This is a genomic window from Faecalibacterium sp. HTF-F (genome assembly GCF_023347535.1).
Lineage (GTDB): Bacteria > Bacillota > Clostridia > Oscillospirales > Ruminococcaceae > Faecalibacterium > Faecalibacterium wellingii.
The window spans coordinates 2,718,835-2,738,368 of sequence record NZ_CP094473.1; the positions used below are offsets into that span (position 1 = coordinate 2,718,835).

Consider the following 19,534-nt stretch of genomic DNA (forward strand, 5'->3'; position numbering starts at 1 on the left):
ATGCATACGCTTTATTTCACCCGCCACGGAGAGACCGTCTGGAACGTTGAGAACAAGATCTGCGGTATGACCGACAGCCCCCTCACCGAGCGGGGCCGCCAGCAGGCCCGGGAGCTGGGCGAAGCCGTCAAAGCCAGCGGGGTGCACATCGATGAGATCCTCTACTCTCCCCTGTCCCGCGCCGCCGACACCGCCATGGCCATTGCCGAGGCCACCGGCCTGCCCGCCCGGTGTGAGCCGCGCCTGCGGGAGCAGTGCTTTGGCAAATACGAGGGCACGCCCCGCAACGGCGGCGAGTTCCGCGTTTCCAAGACCCACTTCGCCGACCGCTACGACGGCGGCGAGAGCATGATGCAGCTGGCCCAGCGCATCTATAACCTGCTGGACGAGCTGAAGGCCGACACCGGCAAGACCTATCTGCTGGTGGCCCACAACGGCATCGCCCGGGTGGTGCAGTCCTATTTCTACGACATGACCAACGAGGAATACGCAGCTGCGGGCATCAGAAACTGCGAACTGGTGGAATATCATTTTGAATAAAGTTTCTTCAAAATCTTGCACGGCCTCGCCCTCTCCGTCACGCCTTGCGGCGTGCCACCTCTCCCAAAGTGAGAGGCTTTGGCATTACGGTCAACTTTCTGGTTCTGCCAAGGGCTCTCCCTTTGGGAGAGCTGTCGAACAAATGTGAGACTGAGAGGGCGAGCCCGTTAACAAAAAAGAATCTGCAACTGTCAGCCTGAACTTCGGGCATCACAATTGCAGATTCTTTCTTTTTATGTCTTATCCTTTATACAGCCCAAACAGCTTGAGCAGCTTCTGCCAGAAGGTCAGGGTCACAGCCGCCGGTTCCGGCTGGGCTGCCGGGGCCGGGGCTGTGATGGCGGTGGTCTGCAGCGCAAACTGCACCGCACTCACCTCAGTGTTCTCTGCCGAGGTGAAGCTCTGCACCTCCCCGCCGCCGGAAAGACTGTTCAGCAGGCTGTCCAGCTGGGCACCCATGTCGATGCTGGAAACGCTGCTGCGCAGCTCGCCGGTGCCGCCGGTCAGCTGAGATGCTCCCTCAGCCAGCTGCGCAACGCCCGCTTTCAGCTGGGCTACACCGTCGGTGTAGGCGTTCAGGCCGTCGTCCAGCTGGACGTACTGGGACGCCAGCTGGTTCACGCCGTCGGTGAGCACCGAGAGATTGCCCAGCATCCCGGTCAGCACACTGGCCAGCTGCCGCACCCCGGCGTCAAACTCGCCGTAGCTGCCGTTCAGGGTGCTGCTGCCCTCGTGCAGCTGGGCGATGCCGCCGTTCACGGTGTCCAGATAGGTCTGCATGGCGTCGATGTTGGCCGTAGACCCCTGCAAAAGCAGGATCACATCCTTGAGCTGGGGCATCATCCACACCATGCCCTGAAGCTGCTGGATGGCCTTGGCGTTGCCCTCCTTCACCACATCCAGATCAAGGCCGTTCTCCCGGAGGATGGCCTTGTAGGCTTCAAAGCTCACCTGCTGCTCCAGCTGTGCCGCGCCCTCATCCAGCCGGGCAATGCCGTCCCGGATCTGGGTGGAAGCATCCAGCAGGGTGTTCAGCTCGTCGGTGGAGGCCGAGATGCCATTCAGCGCGGTCTGCATCTGGGTGAGGGCGGCACGCACCCGGGCTGAGCCGCCGGTCAGAGCGGCAGAATTGCCGTTCAGGGTGTCGATGCCCGCCTGCACCTGCGCAATGCCGCCTGCCAGCGCGTTGGCACCATCGTCCAGCTGAACGGAACCGCTCTGCAGCTGTTCCAGCATCCCGGTCAGGTCCATATCCCCGAGGTCGAGGTTCAGGTTCAGCCGCACACCGTTCAGGGAAACGGCCTCCATGACAAAATCCGTCACATCGGCGGTGACGGTCACGTCGCTGTCCGCGCCCGGCAGCAGGATGTAGGAGAGCTGCTTTTTGCTGCCCACATTCGCCGCCGTAGCGCCCGGTGCGCTGATGTTCCGGGCAAGGCCGGTGTCCAGACTCATGGTCACCTGCAGCGCGTAGTCGTCAAAAAAGCTGCCGGTGCAGTCCGGGTTGCGGCTCACCTGCAGCCGGATGGAAAGCGCACCGCTTTTGCCGCCCAGCTCGTCGGGGCTGATCTCTGCCCCGTCCAGCGTATAGGTCAGCTTTACCACCCACGGCAGGGCCGTGGTGGCGTCCATAGTGCCCTCGTAATAGAGCTTGCCGTCCTCGGTCACATGCACCGTGACCGTATCGCCGCTCTGCTCCACGGCATCGCTCGTGGTCATGTTGCGCACGGCAGTGTAGCTGCCGTGGTCCGCAACGGTATCCCCCGCCTGCACGGAAAAGCTGTTCACGGCGTACACGCCGGTCACAGCACCGGAGGCCGTAAGGTTTGCATAAATGACCTCTTCCTTGGCAGCGGAGGCTGCTGCAAAAGCCGGCAGACTGCTGCCCGCCAGCAGGCAGCCTGCCAGTGCCAGCGCCGACACCCGGCGCACAAATCGATGTTTCATCTCGGTCAAGCCTCCTTCGGCTGTTTTTTCTTTTTTATAATGAGCGGGTCGGCCAGATACAAAAAGCCCGGCAGTGCCGAAAGCACGATGGCCAGCGACACCAGACTGCCCACGCCCAGAAAATTGCCCAGCTGGCCCAGCAGCTGGTTTGTGGAAATGGCTCCCATCAAAAAGCCCACCACCGCCATGGCGCTGCCGGTGGTACTGACCGAGGTGGTCACGGCAGACACCGTGGCCGCAACGGCTTCTTTGCGGCCCAGCGTCTCCCGGAACTCCTGATAGCGGTCGGAGAAGAGGATGGCGTAATCCACCGTAGCGCCCAGCTGCACCGAGCTGATGATGAGGTAGGCAATGTAGAACACGTACTGGCCCCGGAAGTACGGAATGGCCAGATTGATCCAGATGGCGGTCTCGATGCTGAGCACCAGAATGATGGGCAAAAGCAGCTGGCGCTTCATGAGGAGCAGGATCAGGAACACCGCGCCGATGGCCAGCAGGTTCACCTTGACCATGTCGGCCGTGATGGTGTCCATCAGGTCATAGGTGCTCACGCCCTGACCGGCCAGATAATAATTGTCCGGGTAATATTGCTGCACCGTGGCGCGCACCCGCTCCACCAGCGCAAAGGCCCCATCGCCCTCGGTGTCGGCGTCCACGGTCAGCACCATGCGGGTGTAGCCGCCGGAGACCAGCAGCCCCAGCGTGTCCCCGGGCACGAACTCCGGCGGGATGGACGCGCCTGCGTTGTCCACATAGGAAAGGATGCCGGTCACCTCCGGGATGGCGTGCAGTGCATCCGAAAGCTTTTGCTGCGTGGCGGTGTCGCCCTCCGGCACCAGTACAACGTAGGTGTCGCTGCGGCCAAAGGTCTCCTCGATGGCGGCGGTGTCCGCACCCAGACGGGTGTTCTCGCCAAACATGTGGGCGGCACCGTAGTAATACTGGTTCGAGTTGGAGGCCAGATAGCTGGGCACCATCAGGATGACCAGCACCAGTGCCATGGGCAGCATGATGCGGGCCACAAAGCGGCCGAACTTGTCAAAGCTGGGCAGCAGGGGCCTGTGGTGGGTCTTATCCATCCACTTGTAGCACGCCAGCGTCAGCGCGGGCATAAAGGTGAACACGGTGACAAGGCTCAGCACCACGCCCTTTGCCAGCGCAAGGCCCAGATCCGGGCCGATCTGGAACTGCATGAGCACCAGTGCCAGAAAGCCGATGACGGTGGTCAGGCCGCTGGACAGGATGGAGCCGGTGGATCTGCACAGGGCGTCCACCATGCACTCCTCCGGGCTGGCACCGGGGTTTTCGGCCCGGCACTCCGCAAAGCGGTGGATCAGGAACACCGAGTAGTCCAGCGAAACCGCCAGCTGCAGGATGCTGCCCGCCGCATTGGTGACAAAGGAGATGGTGCCGAAGATGAGGTTCGTGCCGTTGTTGAGCAGGATGGCCGCCCCCAGACCCGTCAGCACCAGCAGCGGCTCTGCCCAGGAATCGGTGGTCAGGATCAGGATGAACAGCACATACACCACCGCGATGGCGGCGATCTTTGCCACCTCGGTCACGGTGGAGTTGGTGGCAACGGCAGTGGAGACCGCCGCGCCCTCCAGCGCGTTGCCCTCCCCGATCAGATCCCGCACGGCAGCCACGGCTTCCAGACGCTTCTCGTCCTCCACCGTCACGGTGAACAGGGCGCAGCCATCCTTATAATAGCTCTCCACCGTGGCGGTGTCCTGCATCTGCAAAGGCACTGTCACATCCAGACTGTCGTCCAGCCATGCAACGGAGGACACTCCGTCGATGGCGGCAAGCTTTTCCTTGTACTCCAGCGCCTGCGGCACCGTCACATCCCGCACCATGACCCGCATGTTGGGGATGCCGCCGGTGAAAGCACCGTTCATCACCTCGATGGCGGTGGTGGAGGGGGATTCCGGCGGCAGATAGTCGTTGATATCATAATCCACCTGCACCCGGCTTGTGGCAGCCATGCTCAGCACAGCCGCCAGTGCAAACACCGCCAGCACCAGCCTGCGGCGGCGCACGATGGCGGTATAAAAACGTTTCATCAAAACAGGAGTTCTCCTTTCCGGATCTATGAAAAAACTTTTATCATTCTAACAGGTTTGATAAACGTTGGGAAGAGACAGTTTATGAATTTTGGCCCCGAATGCCGATTTTTTTGATTTTTCCGCCTTGACAACAAAAATAAATTCTGATATGCTCTTTTTTGGTTCATCGGAGGACCGTTTTCAACGTAATTTGAAACGGGCCGGATAAGATGCCGTGCAGACAGCGCCCCGCCGGAGGTTTCGTTGCCGTAGTGACGAAGCAGATCGAGGCAGGGCGTGCACTCGCGGACATTTATCCGGCCCGTTTTTGCACCTTGTGCAGAAAGGAGGACGCCATGTCCAAGCAGCGGATCCAGCTTTCCGATCACTTTACCTATTCCCGCCTTTTGCGGTTCGTGCTGCCCTGTATCGGCACCATGCTGTTCACCTCCATCTACGGCATCGTGGACGGCCTGTGTGTCTCCAACTTTGTGGGCAAGACGGCCTTTGCGGCGGTCAACCTCATCATGCCGCTGCCCATGCTGCTGGGCACCATCGGCTTTATGCTGGGCACCGGCGGCAGCGCCATCGTGGGCATCACGCTGGGCGAGGGCGACCAGAAAAAGGCCGACCGCTATTTCACCCTGTTCCTGCTGGCGGCTCTGGTCTCGGTCAGTGTGCTGGCAGTGCTGGGCATTGTGTTCCTGCGGCCCATTGCCGTGCTGCTGGGCGCAAAGGGAGAGCTTTTGGACTACGCGGTGCGCTATGGACGCATCCTGATGGTGTCCCTGCCCACCTTTGCGCTGCAGAATATGTTCCAGAGCTTTTTTGTCACCGCCGAAAAGCCGCACCTCGGCTTCTGGTTCACCGTGGGCGCAGGCTGCACCAACATGGTGCTGGATGTGCTGATGGTGGGCGTCTGGGGCTGGGGCGTGGAGGGCGCTGCCATTGCCACCTTTATCAGCCAGCTGGTGGGCGGCGTGCTGCCGGTGTTCTACTTCATCGACCGCAGCAACACCAGCCGCCTGCACCTGTGCCAGACGAAAGTTTATGGCGGCGTGCTGCGGGACGCCTGCATCAACGGCTCTTCCGAGCTGATGACCAACCTTTCCATGTCGCTGGTCAATATCCTGTACAACTTCCAGCTGCTGCGTCTGGCCGGTGAGAACGGCGTGGCCGCCTACGGCGTCATCATGTACGCGGCCTTCCTGTTCGTGGCGGTGTTCGTGGGCTATGCCGTGGGCAGTGCGCCCATCGTCAGCTTCCACTACGGTGCCCGCAACCACGCCGAGGTGCACAACCTCTACCGCAAGAGCCTGCGGCTCATCGCCGTGGTGGCTGTGACCCTGACGCTGGCTTCCATGTTCATCATCCCCTGTGTAGCGCGCGTTTTCGTGGGCTACGACGCGGAGCTGCTGGCCTTGACCAGCCGGGCCTTCCGGCTGTATGCGCTGAGCTTCCTCATCATGGGCTTCAACGTGTATGCGTCCTCCTTCTTCACGGCGCTGGGCGACGGCGTGACCAGCGCACTGATCTCCTTTTTGCGCACGCTGGCGTTTCAGGTGATCGCCATTCTCCTGCTGCCGATGCTGCTGGGCATCGATGGCATCTGGCTGGCCGTCACCGCCGCCGAGCTGGCGGCTCTGGCCGTGAGCGCCGCCATGCTCCTCACCAAGGACAAGGTGTTCCATTACCGAAAGGCCTGATAAAATCCCCTGCTTTCTGCGAAACGGCGAAAAGCAGGGGATTTTTTTGGTGATTCTGGCTCTGCCGCTGCAGGGCAAATCGTGTTAGAATGGACACAGCTTCTTATTCACTGTTTTACGAGGGATCATTATGACATTGTTTTTGACCAGCAGCCCCAGCGGCTGCCCCTTTGAGCCGGGGCCTGCAGTGCCGGTGCTGGACACCCGCAACCACTTTGTGGCGAACCTGCGGGCCGTCTGGCCGGACCACGCCGTGCTGGGCCTTGCCATTGCGGCAGACCCCCACGCCTACGAGCAGAACGACGAGATGTGCCGGGTGTTTGCCCAGAGCTTTGCGAATGCCCACCTGCCCCTGACGGCGCTCATTCCCTGCGACGCCCGCAACGCCGAGGAAATCGGTTCTCTTCTGTCCCAGAGCGGCTTTGTGATGCTGTGCGGCGGGCATGTGCCCACCCAGAACCACTTTTTTGCTCAGCTGGGCCTGCCGGGGCTTTTCCACAACTACCACGGCATCGTGCTGGGCGTGAGTGCCGGCAGCATGAACGCCGCCCACATCGTGTACGCCGCGCCCGAGGAACCGGGCGAAGCCGCCGACCCCCATTACTCCCGCTGGATGAACGGCCTTGGCCTGACCGAGACCCGCATCCTGCCCCACTACCAGTTCATCCGGGACCATCTGCTGGACGGACAGAAGGTGGAGGATATCGCCCTTGCCGACAGCAAAAAGCGGCATTTTCTCGCTTTGCCGGACGGCTCGTATATCCTGTGCGCCGACGGCAGCGAGGCACTGTACGGCAAAGGCTGGTACTTTGCGGACGGGATGATGGAAGAGATCAACGAAGATGAAGATGTGCTGCCCTTGCGGTAAAGCATGACAAAAAGAGAACACCCGCTGCATCCGCAGCGGGTGTTCTCTTTCTTGAGCAAGGGTGGGGTGACGCTTCCCACATCTCCTAACGCTGGGCGACGGCTGCCTGTTCCGTCCTCCGTTGCTCATATCTATATTACTCCAATTTGATAAACGGCGCGATGGCGTTGGCGTCGCCGTGGCGGACGATGGAGTAGGTGATGTCGCAGTAGGGCTGGATGGCGGTGCTCTTTTCCACGGTGGAGATGAGCAGCACCTGCAGCTGCAGGCGGCGGAACAGCTCCATCATGGGGCGGATGCGGTCGCTGGTCATCTTGCTGAAGGCTTCGTCCAGCAGCACAAGGCGGATGCTGTTCTCGCTCTTCTCATAAATTTGCAGCAGAGACGCGCAGATGGCCACATAGAAGGGGGCCTGATTCTCGCCGCCGGAGGAATCGCGGCTGACCCGGGACAGGTACGCCTGCTGGCCGGTGACCCGGTTGGTCACCTTGATGTCGTAGTCCAGATAGGTGCGGTAATCCACATAGTCCGAGAGGGTCACGCCGCCGGTGCGGCCCTCCTGCCGGGCGCGGGTGTTCTCGTCCACGTCCGCCATGATCTTTTCCATCAGCTCGTCCACCTGCCGCTCATAGGCCGGGTCGGCGGTGGCGGCAAGGTTGTCCAGCGAGTCGCCCTCGGTCATCTGCTGGTTGCCCTTGTCCACGATGACCTGATAGAAGGCCGCCAGTTGCGGGTCGCGGCTGGGCTCCAGCTCAAAGCGGTAGACCTCCTCGCCGTAGGTCAGCTGTTCCATCACCTTGTTCAGCTCCCGGAACTGCCGCCGTGCGTTGAAGATATCGTCCTTCATGCGGAACAGGATATCCTTGCGGAAGCGGTCCTTGCAGTCCCGCTGGGCCTGCTCCAGACGGGCGGCGTAGCGTTCCAGATCGATGCGCACAAGGCTCTCGTGCTGGGCGCGGTACTGGTCCAGCCCTGCAAGGCCCAGCGGATAATCGCACACATAGTGCTCGTTGTAGGCCTTCTGGGCCGGTTCCAGCGTACCGGTCAGATAGACGGCCAGCGCATCGTCCAGCTTGGCCTGCGCCTTTTCCGCAGCCTGTGCGGCGGCGCAGGGCTTATCTGCCGGGGCCAGCGCCAGCATCCGGGTGCGGGCCAGCGGCTCCACCAGCGGGTGCGCCGCAAAGAAGCTCCGGGCAGCATCGGCGCTCTGCTGTGCCGTCTCCCCTGCCTTTTTCTGCTCCGCTTCGCAGGAGGCGATCTGCTTTTCGCACACGCGGATGTCACCGCCCGCCTGCTCCACGGCGGCGCGGGCAGCCTCCCACGCGGCTTCGCGGGCTTCTTCCTCCTTGTAAAGTTGCTGCAGCAGCGGGTTCTCGCGGCACTCGGTGAGCTTTGCTTCCTGTTCGGTCACAGCATTCTGTGCAGCAGTCAGGGCGGCACGGGCGTCCCACAAAGCAGCCAGCTCATCCAGCGCTGTGCCCCGCAGCAGGGTCTGGTACTGGTTATAGGCGGCTTTCAGATTCTGTTCTGTCTGGGCGGCAGCACGGGCGCTTTCTCCCAGAGCTTCCAGCTCGGCCGACAGCGCACCGGCGCGGGCGCGGCGGGCGTCCAGACCGATGTACCGCTGGGGGGTGCGCAGCCGTTCCAGCCGGAAAGGATGGTGGCGCAGAAGGTCGCGGGTGGCGCTGTCAGGATGCTGTTCCAGCGTATCGGGGGTGTCGCAGCAGACGATGCGGCCCAGAATGGTCTGGGCATACTGTGCAGCCAGCGGATTTTCGCTGCTCACCTGCGCAGCAAGGCTGTCCGGGCCGTATTTGTCGGCGCGGCGGTTGGCCTTGCGGATGCCCGGGGTGTCCAGCAGGCTGATAGGCCCGACTTTATCCTTCAGGGCCACAAAGGCGCTCTTGGCGGCTTCGTAGTGGGTGGGCGGCACAAGGATATCAAAGCGGCGGTCCCCAAGGCAGGCTTCCACGCAGTCCTGCCAGCTCTCGTCCTCCACGTTCAACAGCTCGCAGAAAATTTTCGCGTCCGGCTGCATGCCCCGGCTCTTCAGTTCGGCGTTGACCGCATCCCGCACCCGGGTGGCGGCATCGTCGTGGGGGTAGACCCACTTGCCGCCGGACACGGCGTCCAGCTCCGCACGCTTGCCGGTCTGCTCCCGGTGCAGGGCGGCGGTGTTCTGGCGGGCGGCAAAATAGGCTTCTTCCAGCGGCTTTTCCTGCGCGGAGAGCCACGCCGTCAGCTGCGGCAGCTCCTCGGCGGTGAGCGTTTCGGCCCGGATGCCGGACGCAAAGCCGCTGCGGCGCAGCACTGCCAGCAGGCTCTGGGTGCGGGCAAGGGCGCTTTCTGCCTTTTCGGCTTTGCGTGCAGCGGCGTCCCGCGCCGTTTTGCGGCGGGAAAGCTCCTCGGTCAGGGCGTCCAGTGCCCGGCCCTCGCCGCTGGCGCTGGCGGCACCGTGGGCGGAAAGATAGGCCCGGCGGGCTTCCGCTTCGGCATTTTTGGCGTCCGCATAGCGGGCGTTCAGCTGTTCCAGCTGGCGGCGGCCTGCGTCCAGATGCTCCTGCCAGACCGTCTGTTCGCCGCCGTCGGCAGCGGCGCGGGCCAGCAGCGCCGCGCCCCGGTTCACAAGGGTCTGGGTCTGCTTTTCGGCAGCTTCGCGGCCAAAGTTCACGATCTCTTCCAGCGCGTCGGCGCGGGTCTGGGCCTCGGCCAGCACGGCGTGCAGATTTTCCAGCTCCAGCCGGTCGCCCTGCAGCGCGTCCAGATCCAGCTCCGGCTGGGGCAGGATGTACTGGTACAAAAACTCCCGGAAGTTGGGGATCTCGTCCATGCTGGTGCCCATCTGGAACACCTCGTTGAACTTTTTGCCCAGCGGGCTGGACGCCCGCCCGATGCCCAGCGCCCGGCAGATGCGGTCCCGCGCTTCGCTGGGGCTGCGGGTGTAGGAAAGGCGGCCTGTTTCGGGCTTGAAATCCTCCTTGGCGCTGGGTGCGCCGGTGCGCGGGTCGATGAAGGGCAGCTGTTCCAGCGTGATGCCGTCCTCGGAGAGGTACCAGGTCTGGTCGCCGGGGTGCAGCTCCTGCATGGGGCCTTCGGACTCCACCCGCACCGCGATGACAAAGGGGGTGCGCTTGACGCTGTCCCAGAACTCGGCCCCGATATAGGCCACGGTATGGCCCGGGCGGCGGTAGGCGTTCTCGCCGCGCTGCTTGGCGTGGACAGAGCCCTGCAGGGTGCGTCCGCTCTTTTTGTTGCCCAGCGCATTGAAATTGCGGTTGGTGGTCAGGCAGTAGCGGATGGCGTCCAGAATGGTGGTCTTGCCCACGGCGTTGACGCCGATCATATAGGTCAGGCGGGCGCAGTCAAAGGTGACGTTTTCAAAGTTGTGCCAGTTGATGAGTTTCAGCCGTTTGAGTTCGATCATTCTTCACCCTCCCCTGCTTCGTCTGCACGTTCGTATAAGCCAAGCTCTGTGCGGGTGCGGCCGCTCTCGGCGGCGGCATCCGCAAGGTCGGCGTCCGGCAGGGCCAGCAGCACAGTGGGAAATACTTCAATGCGGCTGTCCAGCCCGGAAAGCCGCCCCACAGGCCGCGCCAGATTGTACCGGCGCAGGGTGCGCATGAGGTTTTCCAGCGTTTTCTGGTCCAGACGGCGGGGCAGGTTCATCTTCTGCAGCTCGGTCTGCACCTCTTCCACCGTCACCAGTACTTCGTCTGCATTGACGGCAAGGCTCTCGCGCTTTTGCAGGTACAAGAGCCGCAGCACCAGCAGCAGGATGCTCTCGTATTTCAGCAGCCGGGCCTGACTGCCCTCGTGGCCGTTGACCAGAGCCGCCGCCTGCAGGGGTGCCGGGTACAGCAGCACCAAATAGCCCAGCGGCGCGAACACGGCGCGGACCTCGTCCAGATGGTCCTGCACGTAGAGATATTTTGCCCGCTGATCCTCCACGCTGCCCAGCAGAAAGCAGTGGTTCAGCAGGTAGTTTGCGGTTTCTTCCAGCATGTTAATGGTTGCCATTTTCTTCCTCCCTGCGGCGGGTGAGGACAAAGTCCTCAAAGCGGAAGCCGCCGCGCTCCACCCAATTGCCGGTGAGCTGAATGTCGTAGTCCCGGTGCGGCGACTGCGAGTAGGTGTGCAGGCCGATGATGCGGGCAAAATCGCCCGGGTATTCCTCTGCCAGCGACGATGCGTTCACCTGCGGGCGGGCGGCAAGGGCCTGCCGGGCCAGCAGGGCCACGTTCTCCTCGGTGACGGCAAGGCGGGCGTAGTCCAGCAGCAGCTGCTGTTCTCTGCGCAGCTGTTCCGGGTCAAAGGCTTCAGTGCGCACGGGGGCCAGCGGCTCAGCGGTGCGCTGGGCGGCGGGCGGATAGAGGAATTTCTCCCCGAACACTGCCGCCGGGTACAGGTGCAGCCGCTTTGCCACCGGGCCGTCGTCCGGCTCAAACAGCTGCTCCGGGGTGCGGATGTCCTCGGCGTAGCGGCGCAGCAGGGCGGTGACGCTGCCCTGCGACGAGCGGTCGCTCAGCAGCAGGAACTGTGCCCGCTGCACGGCCCGCTTGCGGTAGCGGATGTGGCTGGCATCGATCTGGCGCATGAGCAGGCTCATCTCTTCCAGCGCGTCCCGCTGCTTCTGCAGCAGGGCTTTCACCCGGGGCGTGGCCTCGTTCGGGGCGCAGCGCTCCACCCGGGCGTAGTCCAGCGCCAGCCGGGGCAGCTGGTTTTCCTCGCAGTCGTCCAGTTCTTCTTCCAGATAGGCGCGGTAGTTGAACAGGTTGTCGCTGGTCTTGAAGCGGTGGTAGGCCGCCGCCACCACCTTTTCCTCGTACTGGTCGAACAGTTCCAGCACCTCCTGCGGGGTGCGGTTGCGGGTGAGACGGTCAATGTAGTGGCCGATGGAGGCGTTGAGCGCCCGGAGAGAGCGGTTCAGGGCGTCAAGGTCGGAATCCACCTCCCGCAGAACGTTCTCATAGGGGCTTTTTTCCTGCCCGATGCCGCCCAGCAGCTGCCATGCCTTGTACAGCTTGCCGGTGTAGGTGACTACGCGGGGGTTCAGGATCTCTTCCAGCGCTTCCAGCAGCGGAGCCACCTCCGGCACAAAGGCAAGGGACGCTTCGCCCTCATAGCTGCCGGGGGTCTCTTCCAGCCAGCCGGTGCGGCGCAGCCGCAGCAGAAAGCCCACCGCCAGCGTGTGGGGGTCGCGGGTGGGCTGCTCGTCCTCATCGCCCGCACCGTCCGCGTCCAGCGCAAGGGGCTTTGCCAGCGCGGCAAAGTAATCTTCGGCACGGCTCACCGCCTCTGCCCGGGAGATGCTGTAGTCCGCCGTATGGCGGCATTCCTCCCAGAGCAGAAGCAGCAGCTCGGCATAAAACGCCCGGTTCGGCCCCGCCAGCGGGCGGAACAAGCGCGGGGACACCAGTTCAAACAGCTGCATGGAAACGTCCTTTCTGTCTTGGTTCGATACCCTTTTATTGTACCACAGCAGGCGGAGTTTGTCACAAAAAGGCGAAAAAAAGCCCCGGAGGGCGATTGCTCTCCGGGGCGGGTATGCAAGTTTTGAGAGGGTGCGCTTTATTCGCTGACCACGAAGAAAATCAGAGTGTAGTCCTTCTGCTCGGTAACGGTAACACCGAACTTGGTCGGTTTCTCAATGCCAGCCTTCATCAAAGCGTTCTGAATATCATTCATTTTCACCTGAACAACCTGGGCCAGAACCTCCTTGGTGAGTTCCGCTCCGTTCAATTCAAGCACCATATCCACCCGCGCAACCTTCGTTCCTACAGCAAAAACATCATCCAACTCATTCTGTGCGGCACCAAAAGCCTCCCAATCCTCAGCCATAATAGCATCCCGCCGCTTGACTTCGGTGGGCAGGTACTTAGCGCTCATCGCCATCAATTCATCATCAACGGTCAGCTCCAGATTTGCGTCCTTGCCCAGTTCCACAGTCCATTGGGCAACGTTCTTTCCCAGCGCTTCATCGCGCGTTACAGGAGTACCGTCGCAAGCGGTGAGCACTGCCAGTGCCATGATGCCGGCCAGAAGAACGGCCACAAGACGTTTCATCTTTTTCATGTTAGATTCCTCCATAATAAAATAAATTACAGGCCTTTCCAGCGCTCCAAACGCCCGGACGGCCTATGTTTATTTTACAACACACCCCCACCCCCGTGTCAATGTGCAGACTGCCTATATTTTCCAGTTATTTTCGGGCAGATAAGTCCGTTCCTTGGACACAAAAAGCCCCGGAGGGCGGGAGCTCTCCGGGGCGGGATGTGATTCAATTACTGTGCAGATCAACCTTCCACTCTAAAGCCGATAGCAACATAGGTCTTGCCGTTGATGGTCTTTGCGCCAACGCCCAGCGCGGTAAACTTGGCTGTATTACCAACTTGCCCTCTCTTCATCTGAGCAAGGTTCAAAAAGGCCTTAATGGTCGTCTCGTCCGGCGTGATCGTTTCTGCCTTACCCGCCTCATAGGAGGACTTCACATACGCTTTGCCGTTGCTCTGGCTCACATCGTAACAAATCATTACCCAATTCTGGGTCTTTTCAGTCAGTTTTTCTTCCGCCCAAAGTTCATCCATGCTCAGAGTTTCTTTGCTGGCCATTGCTTCAATATGCTTGACAGCCAAATTCTTAATGGCGTCATCGTTTTTGAACTCCTTACCAAAAGCATCATTCAGTTTTGCCATATAGACCTGCTCGGCCTTGGCTTCAAACTTCGCGGTGGCTGCATCGTTGCCGGTACCGCCGCACGCGGTGAGCATTGCCAGTGCCATGATGCCGGCCAGAAGCAGGGAGGTCAGTTTTGTAAGCTTCTTCATAGGGTACTTCCTTTCTTTGGCGCCGAATGCGCAACTGCTTTCTTATACTATAAGCATAACAGATATTTTTCCGGCGTGCAAGCGTTATTCACGCTGTTTTCAGGGGCATTCACGCAGAGCTGCCAAAGTTTTTTCGCCGTTTTTGTAAAGGGTGCACAAGGGTTGACCCTCTCCGTCATCGCTGCGCGATGCCACCTCCCCCGAAAGGGGGAGGTTTTACTCTGCTTACCGCCAGATAGCGAAAAGCTCCCCTTTCGGGGGAGCTGGCACGGCGTAAGCCGTGACTGAGAGGGTTCATGCAAAAAAGCCCCGGAGGGCGGGAGCTCTCCGGGGCGGGGCGTCAAATATTATCGGATACTTCTGTTTTTACTTCATCAGGTTCATATCCTTCGTCATGGCAATGGCAACATAGACTTTGTCGCCTTTCTTTACAGCACCAACGGCGAGACCGGTCGTGACCTTCTTGGTGGTTTGGTCAACATTAACAATCACTTTGTCCTTATTAGCCAGCTCCTCGCTGGTAATACCGTAGGGGACTTTTTTGTTTCCCTGCTGTGCAAGAATCGTGACAACTCTATAGACCGAGTTGCCGGCATCCTCGCTAAAGATCATTCCCTTGCCGTTCTTCAGGGTGCCATCCTCATTCAGGCTGTCATCCAGAACCTGCTTCGCCAGCTTTTCCAGATCTGCATCATTCTCATAATTGGTGCCCAGCGCAGTATTGAAAGCATCCATATACAAAGCTTCTGCCTTTTCCACGTCACTTGTCGGCGTAAACGAACCGCCGCCGCACGCGGTGAGCATTGCCAGTGCCATGATGCCGGCCAGAAGAACAGCCACAAGACGTTTCATCTTTTTCATGTTAGATTCCTCCATAATAAAATAAACTACAGGCCTTTTCCGCGTCCCAAACGCCCGGACGGCCTATGTTTATTTTACAACACACACACCCCCGTGTCAATATGCAGACTGCCTATATTTTCCAGTTATTTTCGGGCAGATAAGTCCGTCCCCTGGACACAAAAAGCCCCGGGGAGCGGGGTGCTCCTCGGGGCGGTATTTCAGATGTTATTGAATGATTTTTTCGTTACTGCAGCACACCCGAAAGGTCCATAGTCATAGCGACTGCAACATAGGTCTTATCGCCCTTCTTGACAGCGCCAACGGCCATCTTCGTTGTGCAATTCTTAATCATTGCCAGGCTGTTGCCAGTCTGAGCTTTGAGTTCTGCAATTGTAGCATCCTTTTGCGCCATTGCCTGAGTCAACTGCTCGCTGGTAAGACCAAGGGGGGTGGAACTGTTTGCGTCTGCAGGAAGAATCGTAATAGCGGTCTGAACAAAAATATTGTCAGACTCCTGAGTAACAGTCATTTTCTTACCGCTCTTCAAGGCGCCGTTATCATCCAGACTGTCTTCCAGAAGCTTTTTTGCCTCTGCCTTCAAGGTTGTATCGTTCTGATATTCGGCCTCCAGCATAGCATTGTAGACATCCATATAAAATGCTTCTGCTTTTTCTACATCGCTTCCCGGTACAATCGGGCTTCCGCTACCGCTGCCACCGCAAGCGGTGAGCATTGCCAGAGCCATCACGCCGACCAGAAGGGCGGCTGCGAAACGTTTGAACATTTTCATTGTAATGTTCCTCCTGCTTTCAAATTCTGACGGTTTGGGCGACCCCAAATCGCTTTACCCGTCTGAGTTTATTTTAGCCATACCCCCCCCCGCATGTCAACAGGCATATCGCCCAAATTCCGCAGTTCTTTTTGGCAATTGTCCCCAAACGCAAAAGCCCCGGGGAGCGGGGGTGCTCCACGGGGGATATGAAAGGTGCACTTTACTTGACAAACCAATCAAAAAACACTATACTACAAACAGAAAAGGTGCTGGCCGCATGGTCAGCTTCCTTCGGCTGAGATAATCAAAAAGAATGACCGCTCAGGGTTGGAAGTCTGGGGCGGTCATTTCTTTTTGCCGTTAGAAATTGTCCATGTAATCTGGAACGTGACATAAATTGCCCCGCCAATCAGCGAGAGCAGCAATACGACCTGTTCAAACGTCATGAATCATCCCCCCTTTCCGCTTTCGCGTCAAGGGGAAGCAAAAGAGATTTTCGTCCCCGCCGACGCGCAGCCGGAGGGAGCATGACCACCTGCACTTGCAGACAGCACCTTAACGCCGCCTTTGAAGGACGGCGTTTTTATTTTAACACACTCCGCTGAACATTACAACGCAAAAAAGCCCCGGAGGACGGCCATGCAGCCACGCTCCGGGGGAAAAAGGTGAGGAGTTTTTACTTGTTGGGGTTCTCGATCTGGAATGCCACTGCGATGTAGCTGTGAGTGCCGTCCGACCGGACAACAACGCCAAGCTTCGTCCAGCTGCCCTTGCCCTTCACATCAACTTTTGTGCCGGGGATTTCCTTGCCGACCTTTTCCTGGATCTCATTCAGGATCGTGTTCACAATATAGCCATACTCATAGTTGCCAGTCACCGTGATGGTCAAGTATTCCTGATCCTTGCCATCCACATGGACTTTGCCGACCAGCTTTGCGCCAAGGAAGTCAACTCTGGAGTTCAGGTCCTTCTGCAGATATCCATCCGCAACAGCCTGCAGGCTCTTATCGTTTTCTTTCACGCTACCTGCCTGTGCCATGCTCGTAAACTTGCCAAAGGCTTCATCTTCTTTATCCTGGTCTCTGTGACCAAAGCTGCTGCCGCCACCGCCGCTGCAGGCGGTGAACAGGAGCATGGTCAGCGCGCCTGCCAGAAGCAGGGCAACGATCTTGGAAAGCTTCTTCATAGGGTATCCCTCCAGTCTGATGATTTTGTGGATATGTTTCGCAGTTCAGAAGGCTGCGTCCCTTTCGGGGCGCTCCTCTTGCCTTGATTATATCCAACTGGAGTCGGAATTGTCAATGGGGAAGTTTCCCAAAAACAGGAAGGCTTCTTCGTGAAAAAGGCACGAAAACAGGTGCTATTTGTTGCGGTATTGTAATTGTTATACCGGACTTCGCAAAGAATCTTTGCCGTCTGCCATTTCCTGCCAGACGCCGGAGACGGAACCCTGTTTTTATGGCAGAGACCGCCCGCTTAAATTTGGACGGATGTTGTGGGCTGGGCGCTGCCGCCCCGGCTCCCCAGACGGTACTTGAAATCCCCGTAGCCAAAGTGCGCCAGACGCCGGAGCGTCCCATCCGCGCACAGCTGCCAGATGTCCGGCAGGGGCATCCCGTTGAAGGTGTTGTTCTTGCAGGTGGAATAGATGGCCATATCGCCGAAGATGAGCCGCTGCCCCTCGGTGAGGGGGGCAGCAAAGCTGTAATCGCCGATCACATCCCCCGCAAGGCAGGTGGGCCCGCCCAGACGGACGGTGCAGGGCTTCTCCCCCGGTTCGCCCGCGTCCAGCAGCGGCGGGCGGTAGGGCATCTCGATGACGTCCGGCGTGTGGCAGGCGGCAGACAGATCCAGAATGGCAAGGCTGGTGTCGCCGTTTTGCAAAGTGTCCAGCACCGTGGTGACGAGATAGCCCGCGTTCAGCGCCCATGCCTCGCCCGGTTCCAGATACACCTGCACGCCGTATTTTGCCTGCATCACGGTGATGCATTTTTCCAGCAGGGACAGGTCGTAATCCGGGCGGGTGATATGGTGCCCGCCGCCGAAATTGAGCCATTTCATGCGGGGCAGAAGGTCGCCGAAGGCGGCTTCCACCGCCGGGAGCGTCTCGGCCAGCGCATCTGCGTTCTGTTCACACAGGGTGTGGAAGTGCAGGCCGTCCAGCAGGGCGGGCAGCTCCGGGTGCTGCTGCACAGCGGCGTCCCACTGGGCGCGGGTGGTGCCAAGGCGGCTGCCCGGGGCGCAGGGGTCGTAGATCTCATGGCCGTCCTGCGTGGAGCGCTGCGGATTGATGCGCAGGCCCACGCTTTTGCCTGCCGCCTTTGCCGCCGGGCCGAACTTTGCCAGCTGGCTGGGCGAGTTGAACACGATGTGGTCGGCGTACTGCAGCAGCTCCGGGAACTCGTCTGTCCGGTAGGCCGCGCAGAACACATGGTTTTCCTTCTCCGGCAGCTCCTCCCGGCCAAGGCGGCTCTCGTACAGGCCGCTGGCTTCGGTGCCTGCCAGATAGGGCGCCAGCACCGGGTAGAGATCAAAGTTGGAAAATGCCTTCTGCGCCAGCAGGATGCGGCAGCCGGTGCGCTGCTGTACCCCCAGCAGAATTTCGCCGTTGCGGCGCAGCTGTGCTTCGTCCAGCAGATAGCAGGGCGTGGGCAGAGAGGCCAGTGCTTCGTCCGTCAGGTTCGCAAGGCCCGCAAAGGGCGGGCGGCTGTCGTGCACCTGCATCAGTCCACCAGAGCCGGGCTGTGGCTCTCGGAGCGGGGCAGGCCGTACTTGTCCAGAGCGTCCAGATACGGGTCCGGATCAAACTCTTCCACGGTGTGCACGCCCTTGGTGGTCCACTTGCCGGTGAGCAGCATCAGTGCGCCGCACATGGCAGGCACGCCGGTGGTGTAGCTGATGGCCTGACTGCCCACCTCCTTGTAGCACTCCTGATGGTCGCAGACGTTGTAGATGTAGTAGGTCTTTTCCTTGCCGTCCTTTTTGCCGGTGAAGATGCAGCCGATGTTGGTCTTGCCCTTGGTGCGGGGGCCGAGGCTGGCGGGGTCCGGCAGGAGCGCTTTCAGGAACTGGATGGGCACGATCTCCTGACCATTGAAGTTGACCGGGGTGGTGGACAGCATGCCCACATCCTCCAGACAGCGCATGTGGTCGAGGTAGCTCTGGCCGAAGGTCATGAAGAAGCGGATGCGCTTTGCCTCCGGGATGTTCTTGGCAAGGGACTCGATCTCCTCGTGGTGCAGCAGGTACATATCCTTGTCGCCCACCTGATCGAAGTTGTACTCCCGCTTGATGCTCATGGCCGGGATCTCCACCCAGTGGCCGTTCTCCCAGTAGCTGCCGGGAGCAGACACCTCGCGCAGATTGATCTCCGGGTTGAAGTTGGTGGCAAAGGCATAGCCGTGGTCGCCGCCGTTGCAGTCCAGAATGTCGATGGTGTCGATGGTATCGAACTCGTGCTTCTTTGCGTAGGCGCAGTAAGCCTGGGTCACGCCCGGGTCGAAGCCGCTGCCCAGCAGGGCAGTCAGGCCGGCTTCCTCGAACTTCTTGGCGTAGGCCCACTGCCAGCTGTAATCAAAGTAGGCAGAGAAACCTGCCTCCTTGCAGCGCTTCTCGTAGATGGCGCGCCACTGGGGGTCGTCGGTGTTCTCCGGCTCGTAGTTGGCGGTATCCATGTAGTTGACGCCGCAGGCAAGGCAGGCATCCATGATGGTCAGGTCCTGATAGGGCAGGGCGATGTTCATTACGAGGTCGGGCTGATACGCCTTGATGAGGGCAATGACCTCTTCCACCTTGTCGGCGTCCACCTGTGCGGTGGTGATCTTGGTGGCGGTCTTGGGAGCCAGCTCTGCAGCCAGCTTGTCGCACTTGGACTTGGTACGGCTGGCGATGCAGATCTCGGTGAACACCTCGGGCACCTGACAGCACTTGTGGATGGCAACGGAGGCCACGCCGCCGCAGCCGATGATCAGAACTTTGCTCATTGTGAT

General features: G+C 60.1%; 15 protein-coding genes. 3 read left to right on the plus strand and 12 right to left on the minus strand.

Going from position 1 to position 19,534, the window contains the following annotated elements; genetic code table 11:
* Positions 1–540: a histidine phosphatase family protein gene (locus tag MTP37_RS12820; RefSeq protein WP_249237594.1), complete on the plus strand. Its 540-nt coding sequence runs from the start codon at positions 1–3 to the stop codon at positions 538–540.
* 240 nt (positions 541–780) lie between these two features.
* Here MTP37_RS12820 and MTP37_RS12825 read toward each other — a convergent pair whose 3' ends face one another.
* Both MTP37_RS12825 and MTP37_RS12830 read right to left on the minus strand, forming a co-directional pair.
* The gene (locus MTP37_RS12825) at positions 781–2,487 is read right to left on the minus strand and encodes a coiled-coil domain-containing protein (RefSeq protein ID WP_249237595.1); all 1,707 of its coding nucleotides are present in this window, start codon (positions 2,485–2,487) and stop codon (positions 781–783) included.
* A gap of 5 nt (positions 2,488–2,492) precedes the next feature.
* Positions 2,493–4,550: an efflux RND transporter permease subunit gene (locus MTP37_RS12830; protein WP_249237596.1), complete on the minus strand. Its 2,058-nt coding sequence runs from the start codon at positions 4,548–4,550 to the stop codon at positions 2,493–2,495.
* A gap of 338 nt (positions 4,551–4,888) precedes the next feature.
* Between MTP37_RS12830 and MTP37_RS12835 the strand changes: the two genes are divergently transcribed.
* Together MTP37_RS12835 and MTP37_RS12840 are read left to right on the plus strand one after the other, a co-directional pair.
* On the plus strand, positions 4,889–6,238 hold the full coding sequence (locus MTP37_RS12835) for an MATE family efflux transporter (RefSeq protein ID WP_249237597.1): 1,350 nt from the start codon (positions 4,889–4,891) through the stop codon (positions 6,236–6,238).
* A gap of 130 nt (positions 6,239–6,368) precedes the next feature.
* Positions 6,369–7,106: a Type 1 glutamine amidotransferase-like domain-containing protein gene (locus MTP37_RS12840; RefSeq protein WP_249237598.1), complete on the plus strand. Its 738-nt coding sequence runs from the start codon at positions 6,369–6,371 to the stop codon at positions 7,104–7,106.
* Positions 7,107–7,242: 136 nt separating this feature from the next.
* Here MTP37_RS12840 and MTP37_RS12845 read toward each other — a convergent pair whose 3' ends face one another.
* The 10 genes from MTP37_RS12845 to MTP37_RS12890 all read right to left on the minus strand — a co-directional run bounded on the left by MTP37_RS12845 (position 7,243) and on the right by MTP37_RS12890 (position 19,528).
* Positions 7,243–10,530: an ATP-binding protein gene (locus MTP37_RS12845; RefSeq protein WP_249237599.1), complete on the minus strand. Its 3,288-nt coding sequence runs from the start codon at positions 10,528–10,530 to the stop codon at positions 7,243–7,245.
* Positions 10,527–11,123: a DUF4194 domain-containing protein gene (locus tag MTP37_RS12850; protein WP_249237600.1), complete on the minus strand. Its 597-nt coding sequence runs from the start codon at positions 11,121–11,123 to the stop codon at positions 10,527–10,529. The genes MTP37_RS12845 and MTP37_RS12850 overlap by 4 nt, the downstream gene beginning before the upstream one ends.
* The gene (locus MTP37_RS12855) at positions 11,110–12,537 is read right to left on the minus strand and encodes a Wadjet anti-phage system protein JetA family protein (protein ID WP_249237601.1); all 1,428 of its coding nucleotides are present in this window, start codon (positions 12,535–12,537) and stop codon (positions 11,110–11,112) included. Before MTP37_RS12855 ends, MTP37_RS12850 begins: the two co-directional genes overlap by 14 nt.
* A 137-nt stretch (positions 12,538–12,674) precedes the next feature.
* Complete coding sequence (locus MTP37_RS12860) at positions 12,675–13,178, minus strand: hypothetical protein (RefSeq protein WP_249237602.1); 504 nt, start codon at positions 13,176–13,178, stop codon at positions 12,675–12,677.
* A 221-nt stretch (positions 13,179–13,399) separates the two neighbouring features.
* Positions 13,400–13,930, minus strand: coding sequence for a hypothetical protein (locus MTP37_RS12865; RefSeq protein ID WP_249237603.1), 531 nt, complete (start codon positions 13,928–13,930; stop codon positions 13,400–13,402).
* 366 nt (positions 13,931–14,296) lie between these two features.
* The gene (locus MTP37_RS12870) at positions 14,297–14,791 is read right to left on the minus strand and encodes a hypothetical protein (protein ID WP_249237604.1); all 495 of its coding nucleotides are present in this window, start codon (positions 14,789–14,791) and stop codon (positions 14,297–14,299) included.
* A gap of 226 nt (positions 14,792–15,017) precedes the next feature.
* Positions 15,018–15,563, minus strand: coding sequence for a hypothetical protein (locus MTP37_RS12875; protein WP_249237605.1), 546 nt, complete (start codon positions 15,561–15,563; stop codon positions 15,018–15,020).
* Between the two features lie 658 nt (positions 15,564–16,221).
* On the minus strand, positions 16,222–16,731 hold the full coding sequence (locus MTP37_RS12880) for a hypothetical protein (RefSeq protein WP_249237606.1): 510 nt from the start codon (positions 16,729–16,731) through the stop codon (positions 16,222–16,224).
* 290 nt (positions 16,732–17,021) lie between these two features.
* Positions 17,022–18,269: a carboxynorspermidine decarboxylase gene (locus MTP37_RS12885; RefSeq protein ID WP_249237607.1), complete on the minus strand. Its 1,248-nt coding sequence runs from the start codon at positions 18,267–18,269 to the stop codon at positions 17,022–17,024.
* A complete protein-coding gene (locus tag MTP37_RS12890; RefSeq protein WP_249237608.1) occupies positions 18,269–19,528 on the minus strand; it encodes a saccharopine dehydrogenase family protein in 1,260 nt (419 codons plus the stop codon). The genes MTP37_RS12885 and MTP37_RS12890 overlap by 1 nt, the downstream gene beginning before the upstream one ends.
* Between the last annotated feature and the right edge of the window lie 6 nt (positions 19,529–19,534).

What these genes read in the sequence shown, in the direction of transcription:
- MTP37_RS12820 (WP_249237594.1), top strand. Translation starts at nt 1, where the DNA reads ATGCATACGCTTTATTTCACCCGCCACGGAGAGACCGTCTGGAACGTT.
- MTP37_RS12825 (WP_249237595.1), bottom strand. Translation starts at nt 2,487, where the DNA reads ATGAAACATCGATTTGTGCGCCGGGTGTCGGCGCTGGCACTGGCAGGC.
- MTP37_RS12830 (WP_249237596.1), bottom strand. Translation starts at nt 4,550, where the DNA reads ATGAAACGTTTTTATACCGCCATCGTGCGCCGCCGCAGGCTGGTGCTG.
- MTP37_RS12835 (WP_249237597.1), top strand. Translation starts at nt 4,889, where the DNA reads ATGTCCAAGCAGCGGATCCAGCTTTCCGATCACTTTACCTATTCCCGC.
- MTP37_RS12840 (WP_249237598.1), top strand. Translation starts at nt 6,369, where the DNA reads ATGACATTGTTTTTGACCAGCAGCCCCAGCGGCTGCCCCTTTGAGCCG.
- MTP37_RS12845 (WP_249237599.1), bottom strand. Translation starts at nt 10,530, where the DNA reads ATGATCGAACTCAAACGGCTGAAACTCATCAACTGGCACAACTTTGAA.
- MTP37_RS12850 (WP_249237600.1), bottom strand. Translation starts at nt 11,123, where the DNA reads ATGGCAACCATTAACATGCTGGAAGAAACCGCAAACTACCTGCTGAAC.
- MTP37_RS12855 (WP_249237601.1), bottom strand. Translation starts at nt 12,537, where the DNA reads ATGCAGCTGTTTGAACTGGTGTCCCCGCGCTTGTTCCGCCCGCTGGCG.
- MTP37_RS12860 (WP_249237602.1), bottom strand. Translation starts at nt 13,178, where the DNA reads ATGAAAAAGATGAAACGTCTTGTGGCCGTTCTTCTGGCCGGCATCATG.
- MTP37_RS12865 (WP_249237603.1), bottom strand. Translation starts at nt 13,930, where the DNA reads ATGAAGAAGCTTACAAAACTGACCTCCCTGCTTCTGGCCGGCATCATG.
- MTP37_RS12870 (WP_249237604.1), bottom strand. Translation starts at nt 14,791, where the DNA reads ATGAAAAAGATGAAACGTCTTGTGGCTGTTCTTCTGGCCGGCATCATG.
- MTP37_RS12875 (WP_249237605.1), bottom strand. Translation starts at nt 15,563, where the DNA reads ATGAAAATGTTCAAACGTTTCGCAGCCGCCCTTCTGGTCGGCGTGATG.
- MTP37_RS12880 (WP_249237606.1), bottom strand. Translation starts at nt 16,731, where the DNA reads ATGAAGAAGCTTTCCAAGATCGTTGCCCTGCTTCTGGCAGGCGCGCTG.
- MTP37_RS12885 (WP_249237607.1), bottom strand. Translation starts at nt 18,269, where the DNA reads ATGCAGGTGCACGACAGCCGCCCGCCCTTTGCGGGCCTTGCGAACCTG.
- MTP37_RS12890 (WP_249237608.1), bottom strand. Translation starts at nt 19,528, where the DNA reads ATGAGCAAAGTTCTGATCATCGGCTGCGGCGGCGTGGCCTCCGTTGCC.